This is a genomic window from Aeromonas sp. S11(2024), assembly GCF_041402345.1.
Classification (GTDB): domain Bacteria; phylum Pseudomonadota; class Gammaproteobacteria; order Enterobacterales; family Aeromonadaceae; genus Aeromonas; species Aeromonas veronii.
This window is the reverse complement of record NZ_JBGLRC010000013.1, coordinates 76158-101806: the sequence shown is the minus strand read 5'-3', so window position 1 is coordinate 101806 and position 25649 is coordinate 76158. Positions and strand designations below refer to the sequence as shown.

The 25649-nt window shown below is 59.8% G+C and carries 28 protein-coding genes; 10 read left to right on the top strand and 18 right to left on the bottom strand.

Annotated elements, in window-relative coordinates:
• The 3 genes from ACB040_RS12755 to ACB040_RS12745 form a co-directional block, all read right to left on the bottom strand.
• A partial coding sequence (locus ACB040_RS12755; RefSeq protein WP_371154947.1) for a retention module-containing protein occupies positions 1-1617 on the bottom strand: 1617 nt, incomplete at its 3' end.
• A 231-nt stretch (positions 1618-1848) separates the two neighbouring features.
• Complete coding sequence (locus tag ACB040_RS12750; RefSeq protein ID WP_371154949.1) at positions 1849-3510, bottom strand: putative transporter; 1662 nt, start codon at positions 3508-3510, stop codon at positions 1849-1851.
• A 127-nt stretch (positions 3511-3637) separates the two neighbouring features.
• On the bottom strand, positions 3638-4273 hold the full coding sequence (locus tag ACB040_RS12745) for a hemolysin III family protein (RefSeq protein WP_371154951.1): 636 nt from the start codon (positions 4271-4273) through the stop codon (positions 3638-3640).
• Between the two features lie 174 nt (positions 4274-4447).
• Between ACB040_RS12745 and ACB040_RS12740 the strand changes: the two genes are divergently transcribed.
• The 3 genes from ACB040_RS12740 (at position 4448) to ACB040_RS12730 (ending at position 6946) form a co-directional block, all read left to right on the top strand.
• Positions 4448-5971 (top strand): aminotransferase class V-fold PLP-dependent enzyme, encoded by a 1524-nt coding sequence (locus ACB040_RS12740; protein WP_371154953.1) that lies wholly within the window; start codon positions 4448-4450, stop codon positions 5969-5971.
• A 90-nt stretch (positions 5972-6061) separates the two neighbouring features.
• Positions 6062-6625, top strand: coding sequence for a septation protein A (locus tag ACB040_RS12735; RefSeq protein ID WP_064335576.1), 564 nt, complete (start codon positions 6062-6064; stop codon positions 6623-6625).
• 24 nt (positions 6626-6649) lie between these two features.
• On the top strand, positions 6650-6946 hold the full coding sequence (locus ACB040_RS12730) for a YciI family protein (protein ID WP_371154955.1): 297 nt from the start codon (positions 6650-6652) through the stop codon (positions 6944-6946).
• Between the two features lie 79 nt (positions 6947-7025).
• On the opposite strand, the gene cysQ is transcribed toward ACB040_RS12730, so the two are convergent.
• From cysQ to rpoE, 11 genes are all read right to left on the bottom strand, one after another.
• Entirely contained in the window at positions 7026-7793 is a 768-nt protein-coding gene (cysQ, locus tag ACB040_RS12725) for a 3'(2'),5'-bisphosphate nucleotidase CysQ (protein ID WP_371154957.1), read from the bottom strand.
• 202 nt (positions 7794-7995) lie between these two features.
• Entirely contained in the window at positions 7996-8733 is a 738-nt protein-coding gene (pdxJ, locus tag ACB040_RS12720; protein ID WP_005335389.1) for a pyridoxine 5'-phosphate synthase, read from the bottom strand.
• 84 nt (positions 8734-8817) lie between these two features.
• Complete coding sequence (gene recO, locus ACB040_RS12715) at positions 8818-9528, bottom strand: DNA repair protein RecO (protein ID WP_005335391.1); 711 nt, start codon at positions 9526-9528, stop codon at positions 8818-8820.
• On the bottom strand, positions 9529-10428 hold the full coding sequence (gene era, locus ACB040_RS12710; RefSeq protein WP_064341348.1) for a GTPase Era: 900 nt from the start codon (positions 10426-10428) through the stop codon (positions 9529-9531).
• On the bottom strand, positions 10425-11096 hold the full coding sequence (rnc, locus tag ACB040_RS12705) for a ribonuclease III (RefSeq protein ID WP_005335394.1): 672 nt from the start codon (positions 11094-11096) through the stop codon (positions 10425-10427). Before rnc ends, era begins: the two co-directional genes overlap by 4 nt.
• Positions 11097-12020, bottom strand: a complete 924-nt coding sequence (lepB, locus tag ACB040_RS12700) for a signal peptidase I (protein WP_005335395.1) — start codon at positions 12018-12020, stop codon at positions 11097-11099. It lies immediately after the preceding gene.
• 3 nt (positions 12021-12023) lie between these two features.
• Positions 12024-13817: a translation elongation factor 4 gene (gene lepA, locus ACB040_RS12695; RefSeq protein ID WP_005335396.1), complete on the bottom strand. Its 1794-nt coding sequence runs from the start codon at positions 13815-13817 to the stop codon at positions 12024-12026.
• Between the two features lie 116 nt (positions 13818-13933).
• Entirely contained in the window at positions 13934-14395 is a 462-nt protein-coding gene (locus tag ACB040_RS12690) for a SoxR reducing system RseC family protein (protein WP_047436058.1), read from the bottom strand.
• 93 nt (positions 14396-14488) lie between these two features.
• On the bottom strand, positions 14489-15469 hold the full coding sequence (locus ACB040_RS12685; protein WP_047436059.1) for a MucB/RseB C-terminal domain-containing protein: 981 nt from the start codon (positions 15467-15469) through the stop codon (positions 14489-14491).
• A gap of 21 nt (positions 15470-15490) precedes the next feature.
• Complete coding sequence (locus ACB040_RS12680) at positions 15491-16093, bottom strand: RseA family anti-sigma factor (RefSeq protein WP_005335409.1); 603 nt, start codon at positions 16091-16093, stop codon at positions 15491-15493.
• A gap of 22 nt (positions 16094-16115) precedes the next feature.
• Positions 16116-16697 (bottom strand): RNA polymerase sigma factor RpoE, encoded by a 582-nt coding sequence (gene rpoE, locus ACB040_RS12675; protein WP_005335411.1) that lies wholly within the window; start codon positions 16695-16697, stop codon positions 16116-16118.
• Between the two features lie 182 nt (positions 16698-16879).
• Between rpoE and nadB the strand changes: the two genes are divergently transcribed.
• A complete protein-coding gene (gene nadB / locus ACB040_RS12670; RefSeq protein WP_005335413.1) occupies positions 16880-18487 on the top strand; it encodes an L-aspartate oxidase in 1608 nt (535 codons plus the stop codon).
• Between the two features lie 155 nt (positions 18488-18642).
• Here nadB and ACB040_RS12665 read toward each other — a convergent pair whose 3' ends face one another.
• Positions 18643-19035: a protein YgfX gene (locus ACB040_RS12665; protein WP_338773884.1), complete on the bottom strand. Its 393-nt coding sequence runs from the start codon at positions 19033-19035 to the stop codon at positions 18643-18645.
• Positions 19036-19054: 19 nt separating this feature from the next.
• The gene (locus tag ACB040_RS12660; RefSeq protein ID WP_005335417.1) at positions 19055-19324 is read right to left on the bottom strand and encodes a succinate dehydrogenase assembly factor 2; all 270 of its coding nucleotides are present in this window, start codon (positions 19322-19324) and stop codon (positions 19055-19057) included.
• Positions 19325-19435: 111 nt separating this feature from the next.
• Here ACB040_RS12660 and ygfZ point away from each other — a divergent pair, with 111 nt between their 5' ends.
• A complete protein-coding gene (ygfZ, locus tag ACB040_RS12655; RefSeq protein ID WP_338773882.1) occupies positions 19436-20344 on the top strand; it encodes a tRNA-modifying protein YgfZ in 909 nt (302 codons plus the stop codon).
• 6 nt (positions 20345-20350) lie between these two features.
• Here the strand turns inward: ygfZ and ACB040_RS12650 are convergent, their stop codons facing one another.
• A complete protein-coding gene (locus tag ACB040_RS12650; protein ID WP_338773880.1) occupies positions 20351-21232 on the bottom strand; it encodes a LysR family transcriptional regulator in 882 nt (293 codons plus the stop codon).
• Positions 21233-21357: 125 nt separating this feature from the next.
• Between ACB040_RS12650 and ACB040_RS12645 the strand changes: the two genes are divergently transcribed.
• Positions 21358-21804: a PACE efflux transporter gene (locus ACB040_RS12645; protein WP_371154965.1), complete on the top strand. Its 447-nt coding sequence runs from the start codon at positions 21358-21360 to the stop codon at positions 21802-21804.
• Positions 21805-21966: 162 nt separating this feature from the next.
• On the opposite strand, the gene ACB040_RS12640 is transcribed toward ACB040_RS12645, so the two are convergent.
• Positions 21967-22323, bottom strand: a complete 357-nt coding sequence (locus tag ACB040_RS12640) for a hypothetical protein (RefSeq protein WP_005362699.1) — start codon at positions 22321-22323, stop codon at positions 21967-21969.
• 244 nt (positions 22324-22567) lie between these two features.
• Here ACB040_RS12640 and cutA point away from each other — a divergent pair, with 244 nt between their 5' ends.
• The 4 genes from cutA (at position 22568) to ACB040_RS12620 (ending at position 25646) form a co-directional block, all read left to right on the top strand.
• Positions 22568-22885, top strand: coding sequence for a divalent-cation tolerance protein CutA (cutA, locus tag ACB040_RS12635; protein ID WP_371154967.1), 318 nt, complete (start codon positions 22568-22570; stop codon positions 22883-22885).
• Positions 22882-24681 (top strand): protein-disulfide reductase DsbD, encoded by a 1800-nt coding sequence (locus ACB040_RS12630; protein ID WP_371154969.1) that lies wholly within the window; start codon positions 22882-22884, stop codon positions 24679-24681. The genes cutA and ACB040_RS12630 overlap by 4 nt, the downstream gene beginning before the upstream one ends.
• Positions 24671-25162: a GNAT family N-acetyltransferase gene (locus ACB040_RS12625; RefSeq protein ID WP_371154971.1), complete on the top strand. Its 492-nt coding sequence runs from the start codon at positions 24671-24673 to the stop codon at positions 25160-25162. Before ACB040_RS12630 ends, ACB040_RS12625 begins: the two co-directional genes overlap by 11 nt.
• Positions 25163-25232: 70 nt before the next feature.
• On the top strand, positions 25233-25646 hold the full coding sequence (locus tag ACB040_RS12620; protein ID WP_371154973.1) for a hypothetical protein: 414 nt from the start codon (positions 25233-25235) through the stop codon (positions 25644-25646).
• Positions 25647-25649: the final 3 nt, after the last annotated feature.

Sequence of the window (25649 nt, the reverse complement as noted above, 5' to 3'; positions counted from 1 at the left end):
CAGGTTGCCAAAGCTCACGTTCACGTTGCCGGTCGGCTGGGTCGCCAGCACGTTACCGTTGGCATCCACGGCACGCACCACGTAGTAGGCGCTGGTTTCACCTTCTTCCGACACTGTGGAGCTGTCGACCACATTGCCCTGCGCATCCACCGCAAACAGCTTCAGAGTAAAAGCGGTGTCGTTGTCATCCACCACGGTGTTGGTGATAGTGCCTGTGGTCGCCACGCTCTCGTAGTTGCCACCGCTGGTCTCGTCGATGGTGACGCTCAGCGTCTCGTTACCCTGATGGTAGGCATCATCTTCCCGCACCGAGAACGGCTCGCTGTTGGCGCTGCTGCTGCCCACCGGAATGGTGATCACCACCCCGTTGGAGAGGGTCACGGTGAGCGGGCTGCCGGTCACCGGGTTGTTGACGCTGGCGGTGTAGACGATGCTGCCGCCCTCGGTCACCGTCAGGCCGTTGGTGACCGAGCTCAGGGTCACCGTGGTGGTATCCACGGTGTCGCCCACCACAGTGGTTACCGTGCTGCTGGTATCCAGTTGCTCGTAGTTGCCGCCCTGGCTACCGGTGATGTTCACCGTCAGGCTGCTACCATCCTTGTACACATCGTCGATCGGGGCATCGACCGTCACGCTGCCGCTCAGTTCGCCCGCCTTGATGGTGATGCTGGCGCCGTTGGACAGGGTCAGCACCAGGTCACTCTGCGGGGCGTTATTGACGCTGGCACTGTAGGTGATCTGGCCCCCTTCGTTGACCTGCGCCGGGGCGCCCAGGGTCACAGTGGTGGTGTCGACAGTGTCGTTAATCTGGGTAGTCGTTGAAGGTCCAGTGATAATCTGGTTGAAACCACTGCCCAGAGTACCGGTAATCGAAACGGTGATCGTTGACGGATCGATATAAGGGCTGTCTGCCGGAGCAGCAACAGTGACTGAACCGGAGCTCTGACCAACGGGAATGGTGATAACTGCACCATTCGACAACTGAATAACCAAGTCAGAACCAAAAACAAGTTCATCAAGTGTCGCGGTAAAGGTGATAAGCCCACCTTCGTTCACCTGCGTATTTGCACTCAAGACAAGGTTCGCGGATATAAATAGAGGCTCATCTTCGCCAGCAGCACCCTGCGGTGGCTCACCATTGGCGTTGTAGGTGGTATCGAAGGTGGCTTCAGCAATGGTTGCGGAACCGGTACGATCGATGGTGACAAAACCGCCGTTGCCACTGGCACCGGCTACGCCCCCAATACCGCCACCACCGGCGGCAGGTGCACCGCCTGCAGCAGAGGCTTCAAAGGCCTGAGTCGGGTCAGCGCCACCCAAGATCGCCTGTTGCAAGGCACTGATATCATCAGGAGTACCAGCAGCGCCGTTTTGCGCCAGCTGGGGAGCATCCCCCTCTTCGGCAGGTTCACTCTGCTCGCTGGCTGGTTGCACATTGAACGACTGTCCGCCTCCCATGAAACTGGCGCCATCCGGCGACATGATCACCGCCCCTTTCGGCAGTACATCACCTTCAGCCAACAGCTTCCGGCTGCCATCTGCGGCAACCAGATAAATTTGTCCTTTAAGTTGGGTTACGGTTACGCCCTGTTCCAAGGTAACGGCATTGGTGATCATGTTCTCTCCTGAATCCTGATTTGAATGCAATAAGCCACAGCCTACTTTGCAGACTGAGGGGAAAAATAACCAGCTCGAAAATTCGAAAGGATAGACCGATTTGAGGCTGAACTGTTCAGCCAGACAGAAGTGTGTAAAACGAGGTTGCGAGAATGGTAAAAACCAAAATTATCAATAAATTACAGAATAATGACGAGAGCATGACAAGGCATGCTCCCGTCAAGATTAACCCTAGGCTCCCGCCCAGAGGATGATAGCCAGCAGCTGTGGCGAGATGATCCGCAGAAACATCACCAGCGGGTAGACAGTGGCGTATGAGAGCGCACTGGCGCCACTGGTCGGGTGCATGGCGTTGGCAAAGGCCAGCGCGGGAGGATCTGTCATGGAGCCGGCCAGCAAGCCGCACAGGGTCAGATAGTTCATCTTGCCGTAGAGGCGTGCCAGCACACCGACCACCAGCAGCGGGATCAGGGTGATCGCCATACCGTAGAGCATCCAGGCTGGGCCATCACCGTTGATCAGGGTATCGACGAAACCGGCACCGGACTTGAAGCCGACCACAGCCAGAAACAGCACGATCCCGATCTCCCGCAGTGCCAGGTTGGCGCTGGGTGGCATGAACCAGTAGAGCTTGCCGATGCTGCCGATCCGCGACAGGATCAGCGCCACCACCAGCGGCCCGCCCGCCAGACCCAGCTTGAGGGCGGCCGGGAAACCGGGCAGATAGAAGGGGATGGAACCGAGCAATACGCCGAGACCGATCCCGATAAATACCGGCAACATCTGCACCTGCTGCAGTTTTTGCTGCACGTTGCCGACCACATTGGTCACCGCTTCGATGGCGTCGAGACGGCCAACCAGGTTGAGAATATCGCCAAACTGCAGGCTAGTCTGACTGGTCGGCACCAGTTCGATACCGGCACGGTTGAGGCGCGAGATCACCACGTCATAGCGTTGTTTGATATCCAGATCGCGGATCTTCTTGCCAAGAACCTGCTCGTTGGTCACCACTACCCGCTCGACGCGCAGATCGGTGCCCCGGGTCGAGAGCGAGGTCTCCACCTCCTCCCCCAATACCAGCAACACCTTGTGCAGCGCGTGGCGCTCACCCACCAGATGTAACAAGTCACCCAGTTCGATACGGGATTCCGGCCGTGGCACCATCAGCTCGTCGCCCCGTTTGAGGCGCGAGCAGATGACATCAGACTCGTCGAGACTCGGGATCTCGCTCAGCATCAGGCCGTGCATGTTGGGGTTGCGCACCGCGATGTTGATGGTCTGCAAGCTCTCCTTGGTTTTACCGGTTTGCAGCTCGAACTGGGCGGCTTCATCGTCGATCTTGATGCGAAAGAATACCCGAACCAGCCACATGGTGAGCAAAATGCCACAGATACCAAACGGATAGGCAACCGCATAGCCCATCCCCATCAGGCCGGTAGAGCCGGGCGCGGCGCCCAGCTCGGCCAGGATCTGCTGGCCCGCACCGAGGGATGGCGTATTGGTGACGGCACCGGAGAAGACCCCGAGGATCACCGGTAGCGGCACATCAAACAGTTGATGAAGTGCCGCCGCAACGATGCACCCCAGGATAACCAGCAAAGCAGCAAAGGCGTTGAGTTTGAGACCCGAACTGCGCAATGACGAGAAGAAACCCGGCCCAACCTGGATGCCGATGGTATAGACAAACAGGATCAGACCAAATTCTTGAATAAAGTGAAGCGTTTGTGCATCCAGCGCGAGATCGGAGGCGCCTGCAAAGTGACCCACTATGATGCCGCCGAACAGCACCCCCCCTATTCCCAAGCCAACGCCATAGACTCGCCAGTTTCCCAGCCAGAGTCCTAGCACTGCCACCAGCGACAACATGCTGATGGAAAGCGCAATTTCACTCATTTCGTGCATCCTTTGCGAATTGAACTGGCCCTAGCTTGTCAGCAAACGCTGATGCCAACTGTGTGATACCGCACGAATTTATCCTTTTACGCGCTAAAAATACCAATTAAGGGCTAGTTGCAAGACGTTAGGCGACGTAGCCGTAAATGGCCATAAAGTGACAAACGCTGCCACCCAGCACAAAGAGATGCCAGATGGCGTGGTTATAGGGGATCTGCTTGGCCACATAGAAGATGACCCCGAGGCTGTAGATAAGGCCGCCAAGCCCGAGCAGCAGCAGCCCCTCACCGGCCAGATGGATATAGAGCTGGTAGATGACCACCAGCGACAGCCAACCCAGCATCAGGTAGGTAAAGAGCGACAACTTCTTGAAGCGGTTGATAAACACCAGCTTGAACACCACGCCAGCCAGCGCCAGGGCCCAGATCACCACCATCAACCCTTTCGCCAGCGGCGTGTCGAGCGCCACCAGCAGAAAGGGGGTATAAGTACCGGCGATCAGCAGATAGATGGCACAGTGATCAAACACCTTGCACCAGCGTCTGGCCCACCCTGACCCCATGCTGTGGTAAAGGGTCGAGGCGAGATAGAGCAGCACCAGACTGCCGCCATAAAGGCTGTAACTCACCAGCGCCTGCGTACCCTGCCCCCATCCTTTGATGAGCAACAACACCAGCCCGACAATCCCCAGCAACAATCCCGCACCGTGACTCAGCCGGTTTGCCAGCTCCTCCCGGGGGGAGTAATCCATCACACCACTCATAACATCGACTCCACAATAACTGCGGCTCACTCTACCCAGCACCATTTCAGAGTACAAGTGTTCACTTAAAAATGGGGTGGCTGTCACCCGCCCCCCTTTGGTGTATGCTCTGCCGCCGATGCCCGAGACAAGCGGCATAGACACCTAACCCGGTGACCTGGTCTGGAGAACCTGATGAAGTTGACTGAGTTGTTTGCACAAGCGGATCCCGCCTTTGGCGAGGCGATGAACACCTTGCTGGAGAGCTTCCACCACTCCGACGACAGTCAGGCCCCCTATCAGCGCGACCTGTTCACCCACCAGCTCGATCAATCCCGCATGCCTGCAGTCGGCCAACCTATCGAGGAGTATCTGGCGCGGCTGGCTACTCTGGTGCCCGGCGCCTCGCACCTCACCTCGCCACGCTATATGGGCCACATGACGGCACCACTGCCGGCCTATACTGCCGAGCTCTCGCGCCTGCTGGTGATGCTGAACCAGAATCCGATGAAGATGGAGTCCTCCCGTCTGCTCAGCTTTCTGGAGCGGGAGGTGCTGGCCAAGCTGCACCGCCTCATCTATGGCAGGGATGATGCCTTCTACGGCGAGCAGATGCATGCCAAGGATGCCGCCCTCGGCGTCATGACCAGCGGCGGTACCATCGCCAACGTCACCGCCCTCTGGCTGGCCCGCAACCGCGCCTGCGGCGACAACCTGTTCGCCCTCTATGAGCAGGGCTATCGCGGCGCCGTCATTCTGGGCTCCCGGCTGATGCACTACTCCTTCGACAAGGGGATGGATCTGCTGGGACTGGGCGCCCGCAGCGTCTGGCGCCTTGAGACTGACGAACAGAACCGGCTCAGTCTGGCTGCGCTGGAGCAGGCGCTGATCCAGTGCAAAGAGCAGAAATTGAAAATACTGGCATTGGTCGGCGTGGCTGGCAGTACCGACTTTGGCTCCATCGACCCCCTGCCTGAGCTGGCCGCCATCGCCGAGCGCGAGCAGATCCACTTCCACGTGGATGCCGCCTGGGGCGGCCCCACCCTCTTCTCCCCCCGCTATCAAGGTCTGCTGGCCGGAATAGAGCACGCCGACACCGTCACCCTCGATGGTCACAAGCAACTGCTGGTGCCGCTCGGTACCGGCATGCTGCTCTGCCGCCAGCCAGACTTGATGATGGCGGTCAAGCGAGAGGCGCCCTACGCTATTCGCGCCACCTCGTTTGATCAGGGTCGCTTTACCCTGGAGGGCACCCGCCCGGCCAATGCACTCTATCTGGACGCCGCCTTCCAGGTCTTCGGCCAGCAAGGCTATGCCGAGCTTATCGAAGCCAACTACGACCGAGCCAGATTGATGGCCGAGCTCATCGAAAGCGCCCCCGCCTTCGAGCTGATGTCGGCACCGGTGATGAATCTGCTCTCCTATCGCTGCATCCCGCCCCATCTGCAGGGCAAGGTGCTGGATGAGACGGCCAATGCGCAGATCAACGACTTCAACGTGTCCCTGCAAAAAGCCCAGCGGGCCGAGGGACACAGCTTTGTCTCCCGTACCCAGCGCGCCGTGGTGCGCTACGGTGCCCAACCGCTCACCCTGCTGCGCGCCGTGCTGCTCAACCCTCTGATTGAAGAGCGCCATATCCGCGACCTGCTGGCCGATCAGCAGCGACTGGGGATCTCTATTGCACGCCAACTGTTTGGCGACGGCGCGGAACCGGCGTAAAAATGAGCGGTCTTATTCATTTGCCGTTGTCTGCTGTACAGGTAGACTGGGCGAAATTTGCAGGCCATCTTTGAGGACTAGGCGCCAACAATGAAGCAATTTATTGAATTTATTCCACTTATCGTTTTCTTCGCGGTCTACAAGTTCTACGACATCTACATGGCTACCGGTGCACTGGTGGTGGTCACCGGTCTGCAGCTCGCCTATAGCTGGATCCGCTATCGCAAAGTCGAGAAAATGCAGCTGTTCACCTTCCTGCTGGTCGGCTTCTTTGGCGGTCTCACCGTGTTCTTCCACGATGACACCTTCATCAAGTGGAAAGTGACTGTCATCAACGTGCTGTTCGCACTGGGCCTGCTCATCAGCCGCTACGGCTTTGGCAAAAATTTGATCAAACAGATGCTGGCCAAAGAGCTGCAAGCACCCGATAAGGTCTGGGACACAGTCAATCTCGGCTGGGTCGGCTTCTTTACCGTCTGTGGCCTGCTCAACCTCTACGTGGCGTTCAACCTGCCGCAAGAGATGTGGGTCAACTTCAAGGTGTTCGGTCTGCTGGGGATGACGCTGGTCTTTACCCTGCTGAGCGGCGTCTATCTCTATCGCCACATCCCTGCCGAGCAGTTGTCCCAGCAAAAAGACGAACCAAAAAAATAACCCTCATCAGAAAAGGATTGTCTCATGTGGTATCTCATCTACTCCGAAGATGTCCCCGATAGCCTGCCACTGCGCAAGCAGGTTCGCCCTGCCCATCTGGCTCGCCTGCAAGCCCTGCAGGGTGAAGGGCGCCTGCTGACCGCCGGTCCCAACCCGGCCATCGATGCCGAGGATCCAGCAGATGCAGGCTTTACCGGCAGCACCGTTATCGCCGAGTTTGCCTCGCAAGCTGACGCCAAAGCCTGGGCTGATGCCGACCCTTATGTGACCGCCGGTGTTTACGCCAAGGTCATCATCAAGCCGTTCAAAAAGGTCTTCTGACCCGAAGCGAATAGCGAAATAAAAAAGGCCGGACTGGAAGTTCATTCCAGTCCGGCCTTTTTGCATCCCGATATCTCGTTTATGCCTTGGCGACAAACCAGGGATTGAGGATATCGGGCTTGTTGTAGGCAAGGGATGAGCCATCGAGTTGGGTGACGCTGCCACCGGCCCCCTCCAGCAAAGCCTGCGCCGCACCGGTGTCCCACTCGCAAGTAGGAGCAAGGCGCGGATAGAGCTCGGCGCCCCCCTCGGCAATGATGCAGAACTTGAGGGAGCTGCCCATGGAGACCAGCTCGAGCTCGCCAAAAGGAGCCAAGAAATCGAGGGTCTCCTGCGACAGGTGGTTGCGACTGCCCACCACTCGCCACGCCTCGCCTTCACGATGAGGCCGGGTCTGGATAGGCTCGCGCTTGCCATCGGCGATGCGCCAGGCACCGAGACCCTTTCCGCCATACCAGAGCTTGTCCAGCACAGGGGCATAGACCAGCCCCCAGCGCGGTGCCCCCTCTTCAATCAGCGCGATATTGACGGTGAACTCGCCGTTGCGCGAGACAAACTCCTTGGTGCCGTCGAGGGGATCCACCAGCCAGTAGCGGGACCAGCCGTGGCGCGCCGCCATCACCTCGGGCCCCGACTCCTCAGACAGTACGGGAATATCCGGAGTCAGCCGTGCCAACGCCTGAACGATCACCTCATGAGCCCCCTTGTCGGCCGCGGTCAGCGGACTTTCGTCGCTCTTGTACTCCACCGCGAAGGGCTGGCTGTAGATGGCCATGATGGCCGCCCCCGCCGCTCGGGCAACAGGTTCAAGTTCGGTGATATCGGGGTGGTACAAGGGATGATCCATAACAATCTCGTCCAGCTTACAGGGTCAACCAGTGTAACCCTTTTGACATCAACTGCTTATAGCCGATTGTGCTGGGTTATTACAGCTCGGTGGCCGCCAACCCATTGCCCTCACTTGAACAACACCTGAAATAACAAAGGACGCCGCGGCGTCCCTTGTTATTTCTAGCGGCCGGTCTCAGACCGCGGACCCATCCAGCGAATCAGATCCCCTGACGGGCTTCCTGCATCAGCAGGCGCATATCGCTCACGGCTTTGGCCAGACCATCGAAGGCGGCACGGCCGATGATGGCGTGGCCTATATTGAGTTCATAGAGCTCGGGAATAGCAGCGATAGCCTTGACGTTGTGGTAGTGCAGGCCGTGGCCGGCATTGACCTTGAGCCCCTTGCCAGCGGCATAGGAGGCACCGGCGGCAATGCGCTTGAACTCGGCGTTGCGCTCGGCATCGGTAGTTGCATCGGCGTAACGGCCAGTGTGGATCTCGATAAAGGGGGCGCCACTCTCGGCAGCCGCATCGATCTGGATTGGGTCGGCATCGATAAAGAGGGATACCTGGGCACCCACAGCAGAGAGGCGGGCAACTGCGTCAGTCACCTTGTCCAGCTGACCGGCCACGTCCAGACCGCCCTCGGTGGTCACTTCGGTGCGCTTCTCCGGCACCAGACAGACGAAGTGGGGCTTGATGCGGCAGGCGATGCCGATCATCTCTTCGGTCACCGCCATCTCCAGGTTCATTCTGGTCTGGATAGTCTGGCGCAGGATCTCCACATCGCGGTCGGTGATGTGGCGGCGATCTTCACGCAGATGCACGGTAATGCCATCGGCCCCGGCCTGCTCGGCCACGAACGCGGCCTGTACCGGATCCGGATACTGGGTGCCACGGGCGTTGCGCAGGGTGGCGATATGGTCGATGTTCACACCCAGATAGATTTCACTCATTGAGAACTCCTTGAAAGGCTTCATCTGTTGACTGCGCGGTCAGCGAATCACACCGCGCCAATATCCGTATGTCTGTAATCTGTGTCAGCCTTGCATGCTGGCTTTGCGTTTTAAAAACAGCTCCCGGCTCTTTAGCTGGCGCTTGCCCAGATAGGGTTGCAACGCCAATCGGCTGAAACGTTTGGCCGCCTGCAGCAAGGGAGGGGTATCGAAACGTCCCTCGGCAAAGGCGAGCAGGTGGGCACCGAGAAACAGGGTACGGGGATCCGGCGCCCGCTCGCAAGCAACAAAGCCCAATTCACGCTCGAAGCCATAGAGCAGGGTCGGCTCGATGGGCGACTCGTCGTCCGCCGTGTATTCGAAATCCACCGCATAGCCGAGCGCCTGCAGCAGCAGGAACTCGAAGCGGCGCAGCGGCAGCTCCGGCGTCTCGCCATCGGCCAGCGCCATGATGGCACGGGCATAGGCATCGAACACTTCGGGGAACGGGGTGTGCGCTTCCAGCAGGTAGTAGACCAGCTCGTTGAGATAGAGACCGTAGAAGAGGCGATCACCGCCGAGACGCAGGGAGTGGTCGGGGCACTCGACCTGGGTGAGGTTCTTGAGATCCCCCTTGCCGCGCCAGGCGATGGTGAGCAGGGTAAAGGGTTGCAGCAGCCCCTTGAGAGGGGAGCGTGGCCCGCGAGAACCGCGAGCCACCAGGGTAAATCGGCCACTATCCTGGGTGAAGACCTCGACCAGCTGGCTGGTCTCCCGATAGGGCCGACTATGGATGACGAAAGCCGGGGTCAGCAATCAGTCGTCGCCATACCCGAGGCTGCGCAGGGCGCGCTCATCATCAGCCCAGCCCGACTTGACCTTGACCCACAGCTCCAGGTGCACCTTGTTCTGGAACAGACGTTCCATATCGAGGCGCGCCTCGGTGCCGATGGTCTTGATCTTCTCACCCTTGTTGCCGATGACCATCTTCTTCTGGCCATCGCGCTCGACCAGGATCAGGCCGTGGATGTGATAAAGGCCGCTCTCTTCCACCTTGAAGCGCTCGATCTCCACCGTCACCGAGTAGGGCAGCTCCTCACCGGTGAAGCGCATCAGCTTCTCGCGGATGATTTCGGAGGCCATAAAGCGGGAGGAGCGGTCGGTCACGTAATCTTCCGGGAAGAAGTGGACGTTTTCCGGCAGCAGATCCTTGGCCCACTCGCGGATCTTCTCCACGTTGGTGCCCTTTTCGGCACTGATGGGCAGAATATGGGCGAAGTTCATCTGTTGGCCCAGCCACTCGAGGTGGGGCAGCAGATCTTCTTTCTCTTTGACGTTGTCAATCTTGTTGACCGCCAGCACCACCGGGCACTTGAGATTGCGCAGCTTGCCCAGCACCATCTCGTCGTCTTTGGTCCAGTGGGTACCGTCGACCATGAACACCACCATGGCCACATCACCCAGCGAACTGGTGGCGGCACGGTTCATCAGGCGGTTGATGGCCCGTTTCTCTTCAATGTGCAGACCAGGGGTATCCACATAGATGGTCTGGTAGTTCTCCTCGGTATCGATCCCCAAAATCCGGTGACGGGTGGTCTGGGGCTTCTTCGAGGTGATGCTGACCTTCTGGCCAAGCAGCTTGTTGAGCAGGGTGGACTTGCCCACATTCGGGCGGCCCACGATGGCGACAAAGCCGCAGTAGGTGGTATCTGTCATGACAGTTTTTCCAATGCTTGCTGCGCCGCGGCCTGTTCGGCCTTGCGACGGCTGGTGCCGACCCCGACGAGGGGACCATCCAGACCTTCCACATCACACTGGACGGTGAACTCCTGGTTGTGGGCCTCGCCCTTGACGTTGGTCACGGTGTAGGTCGGCAGGGATTTGCGGCTTCCCTGCAAAATTTCTTGCAGACGGGTCTTGGGATCTTTCTGCTCGATGCCCGGCTTGATCTCTTCCAGGCGGCTGGCATACCAGCTCAGCAGCAGTGTCCGCACCGTCTCAAGATTGGTATCCAGATAGACGGCACCGATCACCGCCTCGACCGTGTCGGCCAGAATGGATTCGCGGCGAAAACCGCCGCTCTTGAGTTCGCCGGGCCCCAGGATCAGGTGATCCCCGAGGTCAAACTCCCGGCCCAGTTCGGCCAGGGTCTTCTCGCGCACCAGGGTGGCGCGCATCCGGCTGAGATCCCCTTCCGCCGCTTGCGGGAAGCGGTGGAACAGATCATCGGCAATCACCAGACTCAAAATCGAGTCACCCAGAAATTCCAGTCGTTCATTGTGACGGGAACCGGCGCTGCGGTGAGTCAGCGCCCGGGTCAGCAGTTCCAGATCCGCAAAAACATGCCCGAGACGGGACTGCAGTCTGTTCATCTTGATATTCATTTACTTGATTCCGCCAATGCGGTTGAAGCGCACACCTGTCGGTACCCAACTTGGCAGCAGGGAGCCTTCTTCGCGCTCGAATTCAAAACTTATCCAGATAGCGACCGCCTTGCCGACCAGATTCTGCTCGGGCACAAAGCCCCAGAAGCGGCTGTCGGTGCTGTTGTCGCGGTTGTCGCCCATCACGAAATACTGGCCTTCCGGTACCACCCACTCGTCGGGGTAGGTGCCGGGCTGGCGATAGTAACGGCCAACCATGTCGGGCATCAGCGGATTGCGCAGGGTCTCGTGGGAGACATCACCCAACTGCTCGGTATAGCGATCAAGGGGGATCCCCATCTGGGTAAATTCGCCTCTTTGTTCAAACTTGACGTCGAGCTTCTTGAAGCCCGGGCACGTTTTCCCTTCCTGCTCTTCGCACTTGGGCCGGATCATCAGCTCCTTGTTGCGATAGATAACCCGATCACCCGGCATGCCGACCACCCGCTTGATGTAGTCAACGCGCGGTTCAAGGGGATACTTGAATACCACCACGTCGCCACGCTTGGGCTCGCCAGTCTCGAGGAACTTGGTGTTGGTCACCGGGTCCCGCAGACCATAGGCAAACTTTTCCACCAGGATGAAATCGCCCACCAGCAGGGTGGGCATCATGGAACCTGACGGGATCTGGAACGGTTCAAAAATGAACGAACGCAGGATCAGCACAAAGGTGATGACCGGGAAGACCCCGGCGGTCTGCTCAATCCAAACCGGTACAGGGGCCACCTTGGCCAGAGTCTTCTCATCCAGGTGGGCACCGCCATGGGCACGAGCCACGGCAATCTTGGCGGCGCGCTGCTTGGACCAAATCATCTTGTCCAGACACCAGATAACACCGGTGATCGCGCAGACCACCACCAGGATCAGGGAAAACGTGCTTGCCATCTATTAATCCTTTCCGACGTGGAGAATCGCGAGGAAGGCTTCCTGCGGCACGTCGACACGGCCGAGGGACTTCATCCGCTTCTTACCTTCTTTCTGCTTGTTCAGCAGTTTCTTCTTACGACTCACGTCACCACCGTAGCACTTGGCGGTTACGTCTTTACGCAGAGCCTTGACGGTGCTGCGAGCGATGATCTGGTTGCCGATGGCCGCCTGAATGGCGATATCGAACATCTGGCGCGGGATCAGCTCGCGCATCTTCTCCACCACCTGACGACCGCGATACTGGGCGTTGTCCTTGTGGGTGATGATAGCCAGGGCATCGACGCGCTCACCGTTGATCATGATATCCAGACGGACCATGTCGGAGGTTTCGAAACGCTTGAAGCCATAGTCCAGCGAGGCGTAACCACGACTGGTGGATTTCAGACGGTCGAAGAAGTCGAGCACCACTTCCGCCATCGGGATTTCATAGGTCAGTGCCACCTGCTTGCCGTGATAGACCATGTTGGTCTGCACGCCACGCTTCTCGATACAGAGGGTGATCACGTTGCCCATGTACTCCTGCGGCAGCAGGATATGACACTCGGCGATCGGCTCGCGCATCTCCTTGATGCTGGTGATGGCGGGCATCTGGGCCGGGCTGTCGATATGGATGGTGGAGCCGTCGGTCAGCTCGATCTCGTACACTACGGTCGGCGCCGTGGTGATCAGATCCAGATCGTATTCACGCTCCAGACGCTCCTGAATGATCTCCATGTGCAGCATGCCGAGGAAGCCGCAACGGAAGCCGAAGCCCAGCGCCGTGGAGCTCTCCGGTTCGAAGAACAGGGAGGCATCGTTCAGGGAGAGCTTGTCGAGGGCGTCACGGAACGACTCATAGTCATCGCTGGAGATGGGGAACAGACCCGCATAAACCTGCGGCTTCACCTTCTTGAAGCCAGCCAGCGCCTTGTCGGCACCGTTCTTGGCCTGAGTCAGGGTATCGCCCACCGGCGCGCCGTGGATATCCTTGATACCGCAGACAACCCAACCTACCTCGCCACAGCCCAGACCCTGGGTATCCACCTGCTTGGGCGTGAAGATACCGATACGATCGACACCCCACACCTGACCGGTGCTCATCACCTTGATCTTGTCGTTCTTCTTCAGGGAACCGTTCTTGATCCGCACCAAAGAGACAACGCCCAGATAGGAGTCGAACCAGGAGTCGATGATCAGCGCCTGCAGCGGGGCATCCGGGTCACCTTCCGGCGCCGGGATCTTGGCGACGATCTCTTCCAGCACCAGATCAACACCCAGGCCGGTCTTGGCGGAGCAGCGCACCGCATCAACCGCATCGATACCGACGATGTCTTCGATCTCCTCGGCAACCCGCTCGGGTTCTGCGGCCGGCAGGTCAATCTTGTTCAGCACCGGCACCACTTCCAGATCCATTTCCATGGCGGTGTAGCAGTTGGCCAGAGTCTGTGCCTCAACCCCCTGGCCGGCATCCACCACCAGCAGCGCCCCTTCACAGGCCGCCAAAGAGCGGGAGACCTCGTAGGAGAAATCCACGTGGCCCGGGGTGTCGATAAAGTTCAGCTGGTAGGTGTTACCGTCTTGTGCCTGGTAGTTCAGGGTCACACTCTGTGCTTTGATGGTAATGCCGCGCTCGCGCTCCAGATCCATGGAGTCAAGCACCTGAGCCTGCATCTCGCGGTCGGACAAGCCACCGCAAGTCTGGATCAGACGGTCCGACAGGGTCGATTTACCGTGGTCGATGTGCGCAATAATCGAAAAGTTACGAATGTGTTTCATCGAGCAAGAGTCACTCAAAATTAGTTAAGGTCAGTTATGGAGGCGCGATTTTACTGGATAACCCGGCTGACGGCCATTCTTTAGTCGCCAGCGCCAGTGAAATAGCGCCTGTTCGGTCAGGGGAGGATGCGGACAGGGACGATAACGCCGAGCATCTGCGGGCCGTAGCGCCCCTGATCCAGGCGGTTGGAAAAGTAACGAACCAGTAAAAAGCCCAGCACGCCCCCCAGCAGGCAACAGAGAATGGTAATCCTCTCCCCGCCCGAGAGCAGCGGCGCCAGCCAGAGCTGCCCCAGCAAGGCGCCGGCCAACAGACAGAAAAGCGGCAGCACATAGACCAGCGCAGCCCCGCGCAGCAGACTCTCCTGCGGGATACCGAGCCTCACTTGCTGGCCAACCCGCACCTCGGCGGTCAGCCTGACCCGCAAGCGGGGAGCTTTCAGGGGAAACGCCTTGGCCACGGTGCCGGTACCGCAGTTGGATTGCTGCTGACAACCGCTGCAGGCGGAGCGACGCTCGCACTCCACCCAGGCATGGTCACCCTCAATGGCCACCACGGTCGCCAGCTCTTCACTCATCTCATTCACGGCAACACCTCGGGTTCACACAATCAGGGGATCTGACCACGACTCGCCACGCTCGGCAAGCGGGGGACAACCCCGCATCCCCCGTTACTGCACCGCTTCGTTGCGGGCCAGCGGCTGGACCGACTCGGCGATGCGCTTGGCGGTTTCGGCAGGCACCTCGCCGACCACGGTGATCTCGACCCCCACCTCGTTGACATAGCTCACCAGCGAGGTCGCCCCCTGGCGGATCAGCTGCTGGCGCACCGCCTGCTTGGGATCCACCCGGGAGACATAGACTGAGAGATCCACCAGCCCGTCGGAGAGCATCATGTAATCCACCGGCATACTGGTGGTCACCAGCTGGTGCCGGTCTTGCGACAGCACCTTGAAGCCATCGGGCAACCAGGTGATCTGCCAGTTCAACTGCTGTTGCGGCGCCGGATAGGCATCCTCCAGCGCCAGCGCCGGAGGCTGCTTGCTGTTGGCCAGCTTCACCAGCCAGGGGGCCGGTTTGCTCTGCAGATCCAGTTCGACACCGAGTACCTGCTCCACCAGATTGCCTTCCCGCTCGACCATGTCGATCCGCAGCAGCAAGTGGCTCTGCTCGTCAATCCAGAGCACGAAACCATATTTATCGGCCTCTTTAGGCACCAGCCTCACCACCTGTGCCACCACACCGGCAACCCGGCTGCGACCGGCCAGCACTGGATCATAGCTCTCCAGCACCTGCGCCAGCGGCATCTTCACCAACGTCGACCAGATGCCGGGGAAGCGGGCATCCTTCAGGGTGTAGGGATCGTGGCTGTTTTCAAAAAAGGTGTATTCATTCTGGCGCTGGAGATACTCGATCGCCTTGCCGTCGAGGTAACTGAGGTGGGCCACTTCCTTGCCGTTGATGATGGCATGGCTGATCCGGATCGGTTCAAGACGCCCCTGACGGGCCTTGACCATGGACAACTCGAAATTCTGTTGCTGCACGGCACTCTGCATCTGCTGCAACAAGGCCTCGGCCGACTTATCGTCGGCCGAGGCCTTGGCACTGATCAGCAGGAGAGAGGCCAGCAAAATACGGCTGGACTGGCGCACGTTTGTATCCCTGACAATTCGTTATTGTTGGATCTGTCTGTCTTGCAACAGGCGCTGCTGCAACTGGTGGTCACGCAGGAAGGCGTTGATCCGCTCCCGCTGCTCCTGCATCTGCTGTTCGGTCAGCCCCTGCTGACGGGCACGGGCACCATCCTGTTGCGGATAGTGAACACTCACAGGTGCAGCACTGCCACCGATTGGAATGGTATTGAGAACCGGATTGGCCGGAACGCCATCCTGCCCCTGATACTGCTGCACCCCGAAGATCACGGCAGCGGCCACAGATGCCGCAATGGCATATTGACCCAGTTGCTGACCGACACGGCGGAACAACGGAACCACATTGGAATCAGTCTTGACCGGCGCAACGGCTGGTTGCAGCACGGGAGCCGTCTCGACCGGCTTGGGTGCCAGTATGGTGGGCTCATCCTCCAGCGCAGCCATAATGCTGTCACTGAGATCCAGTTGCAGATTGACCGGCAGGTCACCCCGCATGGCATCGCCGATCAGGTGGTAACGACCCCAGGTATCTTGCAAGTCGGAGTCCATCTCCAGCTCGTTCAGTACCTCTGCGTCACTCAGGTCACCATCCATCAGGGCAGAGATTTGCTCTTTATTTGCCATAAGTTAACCCGTCTTTCCCCAGTTAATTCTCGATCAGAGGTTGCAGCTTTTTATCGATTGCTTCCCTCGCCCGGAAGATACGGGATCTGACCGTACCCACTGGGCAATCCATGATTTCGGCAATCTCTTCGTAGCTCAGCCCTTCCAGTTCGCGAAGGGTGATAGCTGTCCTCAGGTCTTCCGGCAATGCCTCTATGGCTGAAAACACGGTGCGTTTGATCTCGTCAGTCAGCGCCAGGTTTTCGGGGGTTGAGACCTCTTGCAAGGCTTCACCACCACCATAAGACTCCGCTTCGTCAGCCTCCACATCACTGCTGGGCGGCCTGCGCCCCTGGGAGGTGAGATAATTCTTCGCCGTGTTGACGGCAATTCGGTACAACCAAGTGTAAAAAGCACTTTCGCCACGGAATGTCGGCAATGCACGGTAGGCTTTTATAAAGGCCTCTTGCGCCACATCGGGCACATCACCGGGATTGTTGACATACCTGGCAACCAGGTTGACCACCTTATGCTGGTATTTTTTTACCAACAGGTTGAAAGCTGCTTTATCGCCGCGCTGGACCCGTTCAACCAGCTGTTCGTCCAGTAGATTCTGGTCGCTCATCAGAGCCGTAAAACCCCCATCAGGTTATCGTTTTTCTTTTCCGGCCCTTCCTAAGCGCACAAGTTCAGACAGGGAGAATCAGAGAAAGTTCGCTTCAATTGAAAAAAATGTGATGCAGGCTGCATCCTCGCCCTCGCTTGGGCTACCATGGTGCCAGTTCTTAATCCAGGCCAATGATACTTATGAAAGCAAGTGTTGAATACCTTTGCGATGTACTGATCATTGGCAGCGGTGCCGCTGGTTTGTCCCTCGCGTTGCGATTGGCAGACCACGCCAAAGTCCTGGTTCTGAGCAAGGGGCCCATCAGTGAAGGGGCCACTTTCTATGCGCAAGGAGGCATCGCTGCCGTTTTCGACGAAACCGACAGCATCGAATCCCACGTGAGCGACACGCTCAACGCGGGCGCCGGGTTGTGTGACCCGGCAGTGGTCGAGTTCACCGCTCGCCACGCCCGCGAGTCCATCCAGTGGCTCATTCAGCAAGGGGTCCCCTTCGATCAGGAGGAGAACGCCGACGGCGAATCCCAGTACCACCTCACCCGGGAAGGGGGACACAGCCATCGCCGCATCTTCCACGCGGCGGATGCCACCGGCAAAGCGGTGCAACTAACCCTGATCGATCAGGTGCGCGCTCACCCCAATATCCAGCTGATGGAGCGCTTCAACGCGGTCGACCTCATCACCACCCGCAAGCTCAACCTGCCGGGCAACAAGGTGCTGGGGGCCTACGTCTGGAACCGCAACGCCGAGCAGGTCGAGGTGATCCGTGCCCGTTTCGTGGCGCTGGCCACCGGTGGTGCCTCCAAGGTCTACCAGTACACCTCCAACCCGGATGTGAGTTCTGGCGATGGCATCGCCATGGCATGGCGGGCCGGTTGCCGGGTGGCGAACCTAGAGTTCAACCAGTTCCACCCCACCAGCCTGTTCCACCCGGACGACCCCAACTTCCTGCTGACCGAAGCGCTGCGTGGCGAGGGGGCCTATCTGCGCCGCCCGGACGGCAGCCGCTTTATGCCGGAGTTTGACGAGCGGGCCGAGCTGGCACCGCGGGATATCGTCGCCCGCGCCATCGACCACGAGATGAAGCGGCTCGGGGCGGATTGCATGTATCTGGATATCAGCCACAAACCGGCCGATTTCATCATCAAGCACTTCCCGACCATCTATGAGCGCTGCCTTGCGGTCGGCATCGACATCACCAAGGAGCCGATGCCCATAGTGCCGGCCGCCCACTACACCTGTGGCGGCGTGATGATCGACAACAACGGCCAGACCGATATCCCCGGCCTCTATGCCATCGGCGAAGTGACCTACACCGGTCTGCACGGCGCCAACCGCATGGCCTCCAACTCCCTGCTGGAATGCGTGGTCTATGCCCATCAGGCGGGGGCCGATATTCTGGCCAAGCTGCCGATGAGCGTGGAGCCGCCGCGCCTGCCGGTGTGGGACGAGAGCAAGGTGGAAGATTCCGACGAACTGGTGGTGATCCAGCACAACTGGCACGAGCTGCGGTTGATGATGTGGGACTACGTGGGGATAGTGCGTACCAACAAACGCCTCGCCCGCGCCAAGCGCCGCATTGACCTGCTCAAGCAGGAGGTGCAGGAGTACTACGCCAACTTCCGCGTCTCCAACAACCTGCTGGAGCTGCGCAACCTGTTGCAGGTAGCCGAGCTTATCGTCAACTGCGCCCTGCAGCGCAAGGAGTCTCGCGGCCTGCACTACAACCTGGATCATCCGGATATGCTGCCGGACTCCAAACCGACCGTGCTGACCCCGGAGCGGGATTAATCCCCCTTCCTGCCAAGCGTTGCAGCTATCAGTGACCCCGCCCCGGCGGGGTCACTTGTTTTCAACCGCTTTTCAGCCCCAAAAAGAGTGCCGCCAGCCACATGGCAGCAGCTTATCGCGGTAAATCAGCGCATGGTCATCACGGAAAGCAGGTGTCAGCGCCGAGACGGCAGAAAGTGGATGGCTCGCGCCAGCAGGCGGTAATGTTCGGGGAGAAGGGCATCGGAGAAGAGCCAGAGTTGCCGTGGCGACACGGCTCCACTCTCTTGCGGTTCGGGACAAAGCGCCAGCCTGAGCACGCCGGGCAGAATGCGGCTTTTCTTGTCGAGCTGATAGCGGCGACCTTGCCACTGCAACCACTGACCATCCCAGACAAGCTCGAACGGGGGCTCGGCGAGCGCCCGCCAGCTCAGCCAGAGCGCCACCAGCCAGACGGGCAGCAACAGCGCCCACTGCCAACCGGCAATCAGGCCAGCCACCGGCCAAAGCAGCAACAGAAAGAGGGCCACCAGCAAACATTGCTGATGGCGGGAGGGGTGAACCGTCATGATCACCCGCTCCACGGTATTACCCCTGGCGGTCGTGGCGCGCCTGATTGCGCTCCAGGATCATCGGGATCATGGCGGCAAATGCGGGATCGGCAGGGACACCATGACCCATGCACCATTTGAACAGATCCGGATCGTCGCTCGCCAGCAGGCGGATAAAAGTCTGCTGATCGGCTTCGCTCAGGGAGTCGAACTCGTGTTCGAAAAAGGGCATAAAGATCACATCCAGTTCGAGCATACCGCGACGGCAGGCCCACTTCAGGCGGGATTTTTCAACTGGGCTCAACATGGCACTCTCCTTACAAAGACCGGGGGATGGTACCAGCTGGATTTTCCGGCTGACAAACATTAGTTACGTCTTTACCATGCAGCTCACATACTTTCTCTCTGGAATACCATCGTGAGCCTGCAACCACCTGTTTTTCCTGCCGAGCCGACCCGCTTCCCCCTGACCAAGCTGGCCATCACCCGTATCAGCGGCCAGGATCGCGCCAAATATCTGCAAGGTCAGGTCACCTGTGATGTCAACGCCCTGCAACCGGGGCAACAGACCCCGGGCGGCCACTGTGATCCCAAGGGCAAGCTGTGGAGCAATTTCCGCCTGCTCTGCCTCGACGACAGCCTGCTGCTGCTGACCAGCCCTTCGGTACTTGAGCGTCAGCTGCCGGAGCTGAAGAAATTTGCCGTCTTCTCCAAGGTCGAGATCGCCGCCGATGATCGTCACGCCACCGGGATCGCCGGTACGGGCAGCGATGGCTGGATCGCCGCGCAGTTTGGCCTTCTGCAGAGCGGTCTGATCGACGGCGGCATGGCGGTGAAGATTGAGCAGGATCGCTGGCTGCTGGTGAGCAATCAACAAGCCGACGCCCTGCCGCAAGGTGACGAGTCACTCTGGTGGGGGCTCGAGATCAAGGCGGGCCTGCCACACATGGAAGAGGTGCATCAGGGGGAGTTCATCCCGCAGATGCTCAACCTGCAGGCACTGGACGGCATCAGCTTCAACAAGGGCTGCTACATGGGGCAGGAGACGGTGGCCCGCGCCAAGTATCGCGGCGCCAACAACCGCGCCCTGTTCCTGCTGGCGGGGACTACCGGCGAGCCGGTTGCCAGCGGCGATACCCTGGAGCTACAACTGGGTGACAACTGGCGCCGCAGCGGCATGGTGCTCAACGCCTGGCAACAGGCTGGGCAGGTGTGGCTCACCGCCGTACTGCCGAAGGATACCGAGGCTGACGCCCAATTCCGCCTCAAGCAGGACGAAGGCTCCCGCCTCACCCTGCAACCCCTGCCTTACGCCCTGACCGAGTAAGGTCGGCTAGCGAGGCACTCGCGCCAGCAGTGCCTCCTTCAGCCAGCGCCCCGCCTGCCCCAGCGGGCGGGCGCGATGCCACTGCAACTCCAGCGCCAGCGCGTGGCTGGCGATAAAGTCCGGCTCCAGCACCACCACTTCGCCGCGAGCCAGCGGCTGATGCAGCAGAAATTCCGGGATGGCGGACCAGCCAAGGCCCCGCTTGACCAGCTCCAGCACCCCGAGATCCCCCTCGACCCACCACACCTGAGCCGAGATGCGAAAACGCTGACGCTCGCTCCCTTCCCGTCGGCCGGTCACCATCAGCTGGCGTGCCCCCTGCAGATCGACCTCCCGCAGCGGCTGCTTGCGGGCCAGCGGATGATCCGGTGACACCACCAGCGGCATAGTCACCTCCCCCAGCGAATGGGCAACGATCTCCCGCTGCGGATACACCTTCTGATAGCTGATGCCGAGCTGGGCCCGGCCGGTCACCAGCATCTCGGTCACATCTTCCATCAGTGGGAAGAGCAGCTCCAGCTCCACGGTCGGGTAGCGAGTGGCGAACGCCTCCAGCAGGGTGCCGAGCCAGGGGAGGTGGGAGTCATCATCGATGGCCAGAGTGAGGCGCGTCTCCACCCCGGCCGCCAGCTCTCCGGCAATGGATTGCAACCGTTCACTCTGCGCCAGCAGGATCCCCGCCTCCTGCACCATGCGGGCCCCCGCCTCCGTCAGCTGCGGATAGCGGCCGCTGCGGTCAAACAGGGTGAGCGCCAGATCGATCTCCAGATTGGCGATGGCGCTGCTCACCACCGACTGCGCCTTGCCCAGCTTGCGGGCGGCAGCGGAAAACGAGCCGGTTTCGGCGGCCGCCAGCAAGATCCTCAGTTGTTCCAGTGATGGCGTCATCTTATGGCCCTCCGGCAAGCTCTCTCATCCATCTATTTTAGCGATGGATACCAACATGAATCTATCGCTAAAGGTCTATAGATTAACCAGCAATCCGTGAATAAATCTGATTGAGAGAGTGACTTATGCGTACCCGTAACGATCGCCTGCGCCATGCCATTGGCTTTGAATTCATTGGCCTGCTGATTGCCGCCCCGCTGGCCAGCTGGGTTACCGGGGTCGGGCTCAACCATATGGGCCCGCTGGCACTGTTCTTCTCGGTGCTGGCCACCGTCTGGAACTACATCTACAACATCGGGGTCGACAAGCTGCTGCTGAAGTATCAGGGCCATACCCACAAAACCCTGTGGCAACGGGTGCTGCATACCTTCGGCTTTGAGGGCGGTCTGCTGATCGTCGCGCTGCCGGTCATGTCCTGGTGGCTGAGCGTCAGCCTGCTGGAGGCGCTGGTGCTGGATCTGGGCTTCGTCGTCTTCTACCTGATCTATGCCTTCGTCTACAACTGGGGCTATGACAAGGTGTTCCCCATCCCCCGCGACGTGCCGCACGGCATGCCCCAAGAGGCGCGCTAAGGTACGAATCCGTTGGATTGAAACCGGGAAGTGAAGGTCAACAAGGAAAGACTACAGAAGAAACGACACGGCCCCATCATGGCAGACATGATGGGGCCGCAAAAGGCGTCAGCGCTGGCAGGCCGGCTGATTCAGAGGTAAGGATTCAGGCCTGCCCGTCGCTCAAGCCTGGGCCTTGAGCTCTTCGCCGCTCTCGTCGGCAGCGGCAGCCTCTTCAGGCTGGGCCTGGGCAGCCTGCAGCGCTTCCAGCTCGCTCTGATAATCGCTCAGGATCTGCTGGGCAACCGCCATATCTCCCTTGTGTTTGCGCTCGAACAGATGGTGCTGCACCACGCCGTTGAGATACTCCACCGTGATGGGCTGCTCCAGGGTGGCCATCAGCTCCTCTTTCTCCAGCTCGGCATTGATTTCATCGGCGGTCGTGCGCAGCAGCCCGGCCAATTGAACCAACATGCGGCGCTCACCTTCGCGCAGCAGGCTCAACATGCGGTTTCTCTGCTGCTCATTCTGTTGGGTCATACATTTCCTTACGTCAATTGGGAACAAGCCCGCTCATTCTGCCCTGTCCCCATGACAGCGTCTATCTCATGCCCCCCACAAATTTTTGGCGCTGGCTCACAAATGGCTACAGATGCTATTTGAAGCGGCTCTGGGGTATAGTAGCCGCTGATTTTCAGGCGCTTTTTTCACCTTCATCCGCAAATGGGGATGATACGGCAAGGGCGCCTGCCCGGTTTACCCCAACGAGGTGAAGATCCGCTTTATGACCGACGCCATTGTGGTGCTCTGCACCTGCCCAGATCAAACCAGTGCCGACCTTCTCTGCGAACAACTGCTGAACCAGCGGTTGGCCGCCTGCATCAATCAACTGCCGGGCGTCACCTCCGTCTATCGTTGGCAAGGCAAGGTGGAGCGCGCCACCGAGATCCAGCTCATCATCAAATCCCGCCAATCGCGCTTTGCCGAGCTGCAGGCATGTATTCAAGCCAATCACCCCTATGAAGTGCCCGAGCTGCTGACCCTGCCGGTGAGTGCCGGACTACCTGCCTATCTCGACTGGCTCAATGGGGAGACCTCATGACGTTCACCCGCTTGCTCTCTCCCCTGTTGCTGCTCTGTGCCCTGTTGATGACAGCGGTGGGCAGCGCCCCAGCCCACGCCAGTGGCGCCGATCTGCTCAGCTCGCTGGGCATTGAGGCCAACGCCAAACCCAAATTTTTGCAGGTCGATGAGGCCTTTCAGATCGAGAGCGAACAGCGTGGCGATCAGCTGCTGCTGACCCTCCACATCGCCGACAACTACTACCTCTATCGCCACAGCATGAGTTTCAAGGGGAACAACCTCACCTTCAGCGAGCCGCCCCTGCCGGAAGGCACCGAGCACGAGGATGACTTCTTCGGCAAAACCCGGGTCTACTACCAGCAGGTGAGCATCGCGGTGCCGCTAAAGGAGGTGGGGGAAAATGCCACCCTGCGGGTGCGCTATCAGGGCTGTACCGACGGCCTCTGCTATCCGCCGACTGACAAGCTGATCGATGTGGCCCCGCTGGTTACGGCAACCACAGCGTCCACTACTGAAACGGCACAAAACGTCGCACCAGTGAGTCAGCAGGATCAGCTCGCCGCCGCCCTCGGCCATCAGGGTTTCTGGCTCAGCATCGTCGCCTTCTTCGCGCTGGGGCTGGGGCTCGCCTTCACCCCCTGCGTCTTCCCCATGTACCCAATCCTGACCGGCATCATCGCCGGTGCTGGCCATAGCCTCTCCACCGGTCGCGCCTTCCTGCTCTCCTTTGTCTATGTGCAGGGGATGGCGGTCACCTACACCTTGCTGGGGCTGGTAGTGGCCTCAGCGGGACTGAAATTCCAGGCTGCGATGCAACACCCCTATGTGCTGACCGGTCTATCGGTGATGTTCGTGCTGCTGGCCCTCTCCATGTTCGGCCTCTACACCCTGCAACTGCCGAGCAGTTTGCAAACCCGACTCTCCGGCCTCTCCAACCGCCAGCAGGGGGGCTCGGTAGTCGGGGTCGCCATCATGGGGATGATCTCCGGGCTGGTCTGCTCCCCCTGCACCACGGCGCCGCTCTCGGGGGCGCTGATCTACGTGGCCCAGAGCGGCGATCTCTGGCTCGGCGGCGCGGCGCTCTATGCACTGTCACTGGGGATGGGGCTGCCGCTGCTGCTGCTCGGCACCTCGGGTGGCAAGCTGCTGCCAAAAGCGGGCGCCTGGATGGATGTGATCAAGCAGCTGTTTGGCTTTGCCCTGCTGGCGGTGCCGATCCTGCTGCTGTCACGGCTCTGGAGCGATCAGATTACTACTCTCGCCTGGCTCGGCTGGGGGCTGCTGCTGTGCGGCTATCTCTATCACCACAACCAGCATCAGCCCCACTCGGTGGCCAAAAGCGTGCGCGGCTTCGTGCTGTTGCTGGCGATGATCAGCGCCGTGGTGGTGGGCAAGGATCTGCTGCAACCGGCCACCCCTGCTGCCATCACGGCGGATGCCGGTCAAACGGCGCCGCGGTTTATCCGCGTCAAGACGCTGGATGATCTCAAGGTGCAGCTGGCCGCCGCCCGCGGCAAACCGGTGCTGCTCGACCTCTACGCCGACTGGTGCGTCGCCTGCAAGGAGTTCGAGCACAAGACCTTCAGCGATCCCGCGGTGAGGGCGCGCTTCGGCCAGATGGTGCTGCTGCAGGCGGATGTTACCGCCAACGACGATGCCGATATCGAGCTGCTCAACAGCCTCAATGTGCTGGGGCTGCCGACCCTGATCTTCTTCGACCGCGAGGGCAAGGAGCTGACAGGGCAGCGGGTCACCGGTTTTATGGGGCCTATCCCCTTTGCCAAACATCTCGAGATGGTAAGTGATGCACACTGAGTTGCGTCGGCTGCAGACAAGCGATGCACCTGCCTTGCAGCGGCTGTTCGAGCAGGCCCCCTCCTATCAGGCGGCGGTGAGCAATGCCCCTCTCTCTGCACAGGCAGGAGAAGAGGAACTTGTCGCCTGCCCATCCGGCCTGCCTCTCTCCGACAAACATCTCATCGGCCGCTGGGAGCAGGGAGAACTCACCGCTGTCATTGATCTGCTGCGCGGCTACCCCAATCCAGACACCGCCTATCTGGGTCTGTTACTGGTGGGGGAACCCTGGCAAGGGAGTGGCCGTGGTCAGTCGCTCTATCTTCACGCCTGCACGCTGGCAAGCTCATGGGGGGCTACCCGGCTTCGCCTGTCAGTGATTGCCAGCAATGAGAGTGCTCTATCCTTCTGGCTGCGCAGAGGGTTCACCGAGTGCTATCGCCGCGAGCTGGCTGGTTATCGGGCCGAGGCCATCGTGCTGGAACGTTCACTGGAACCGTGAGCCGAGGTTTGCCGCCGCGCATTCGCGTGGCACAATCGCCCCTCTCGTTTTGCACTTGTCCGGAGTTTTGATGAAAAAGTGGTTCATCCCCCTGCTAGCCCTCTGGCTTTATGGCTGCAGTGCAGGGCCCGGTGAAGAGGATATCCGCCAGCAGGTCACCGCCAAGCTGCTGGCCGAGACAGACGCCAACCTGTTCGATATCAGCGACTTCACCATCCTCGGCAAGGAGGAGCGGATGGAGGGGGTCTATCTGGTCAAGGTGAGTTACCAGCTCCACTTCAAACAGGGGCTCGATCAGTTGCAGGTGTTGCACGACGAGGACCTGGTCTACGACCGGGTGGGCCCCTTCCAGCAGGAGATGGGGCTGATGGAGCTCGAGCGCAAATATGGCGAGTTCGAGGCGGGCCAGGTGCTGCCGCAAGAGGCAGAAGTGTGGATGATGAAGAGCGAACAGGGATGGCGGCTGGCCGAACCAGCCCCATAAACA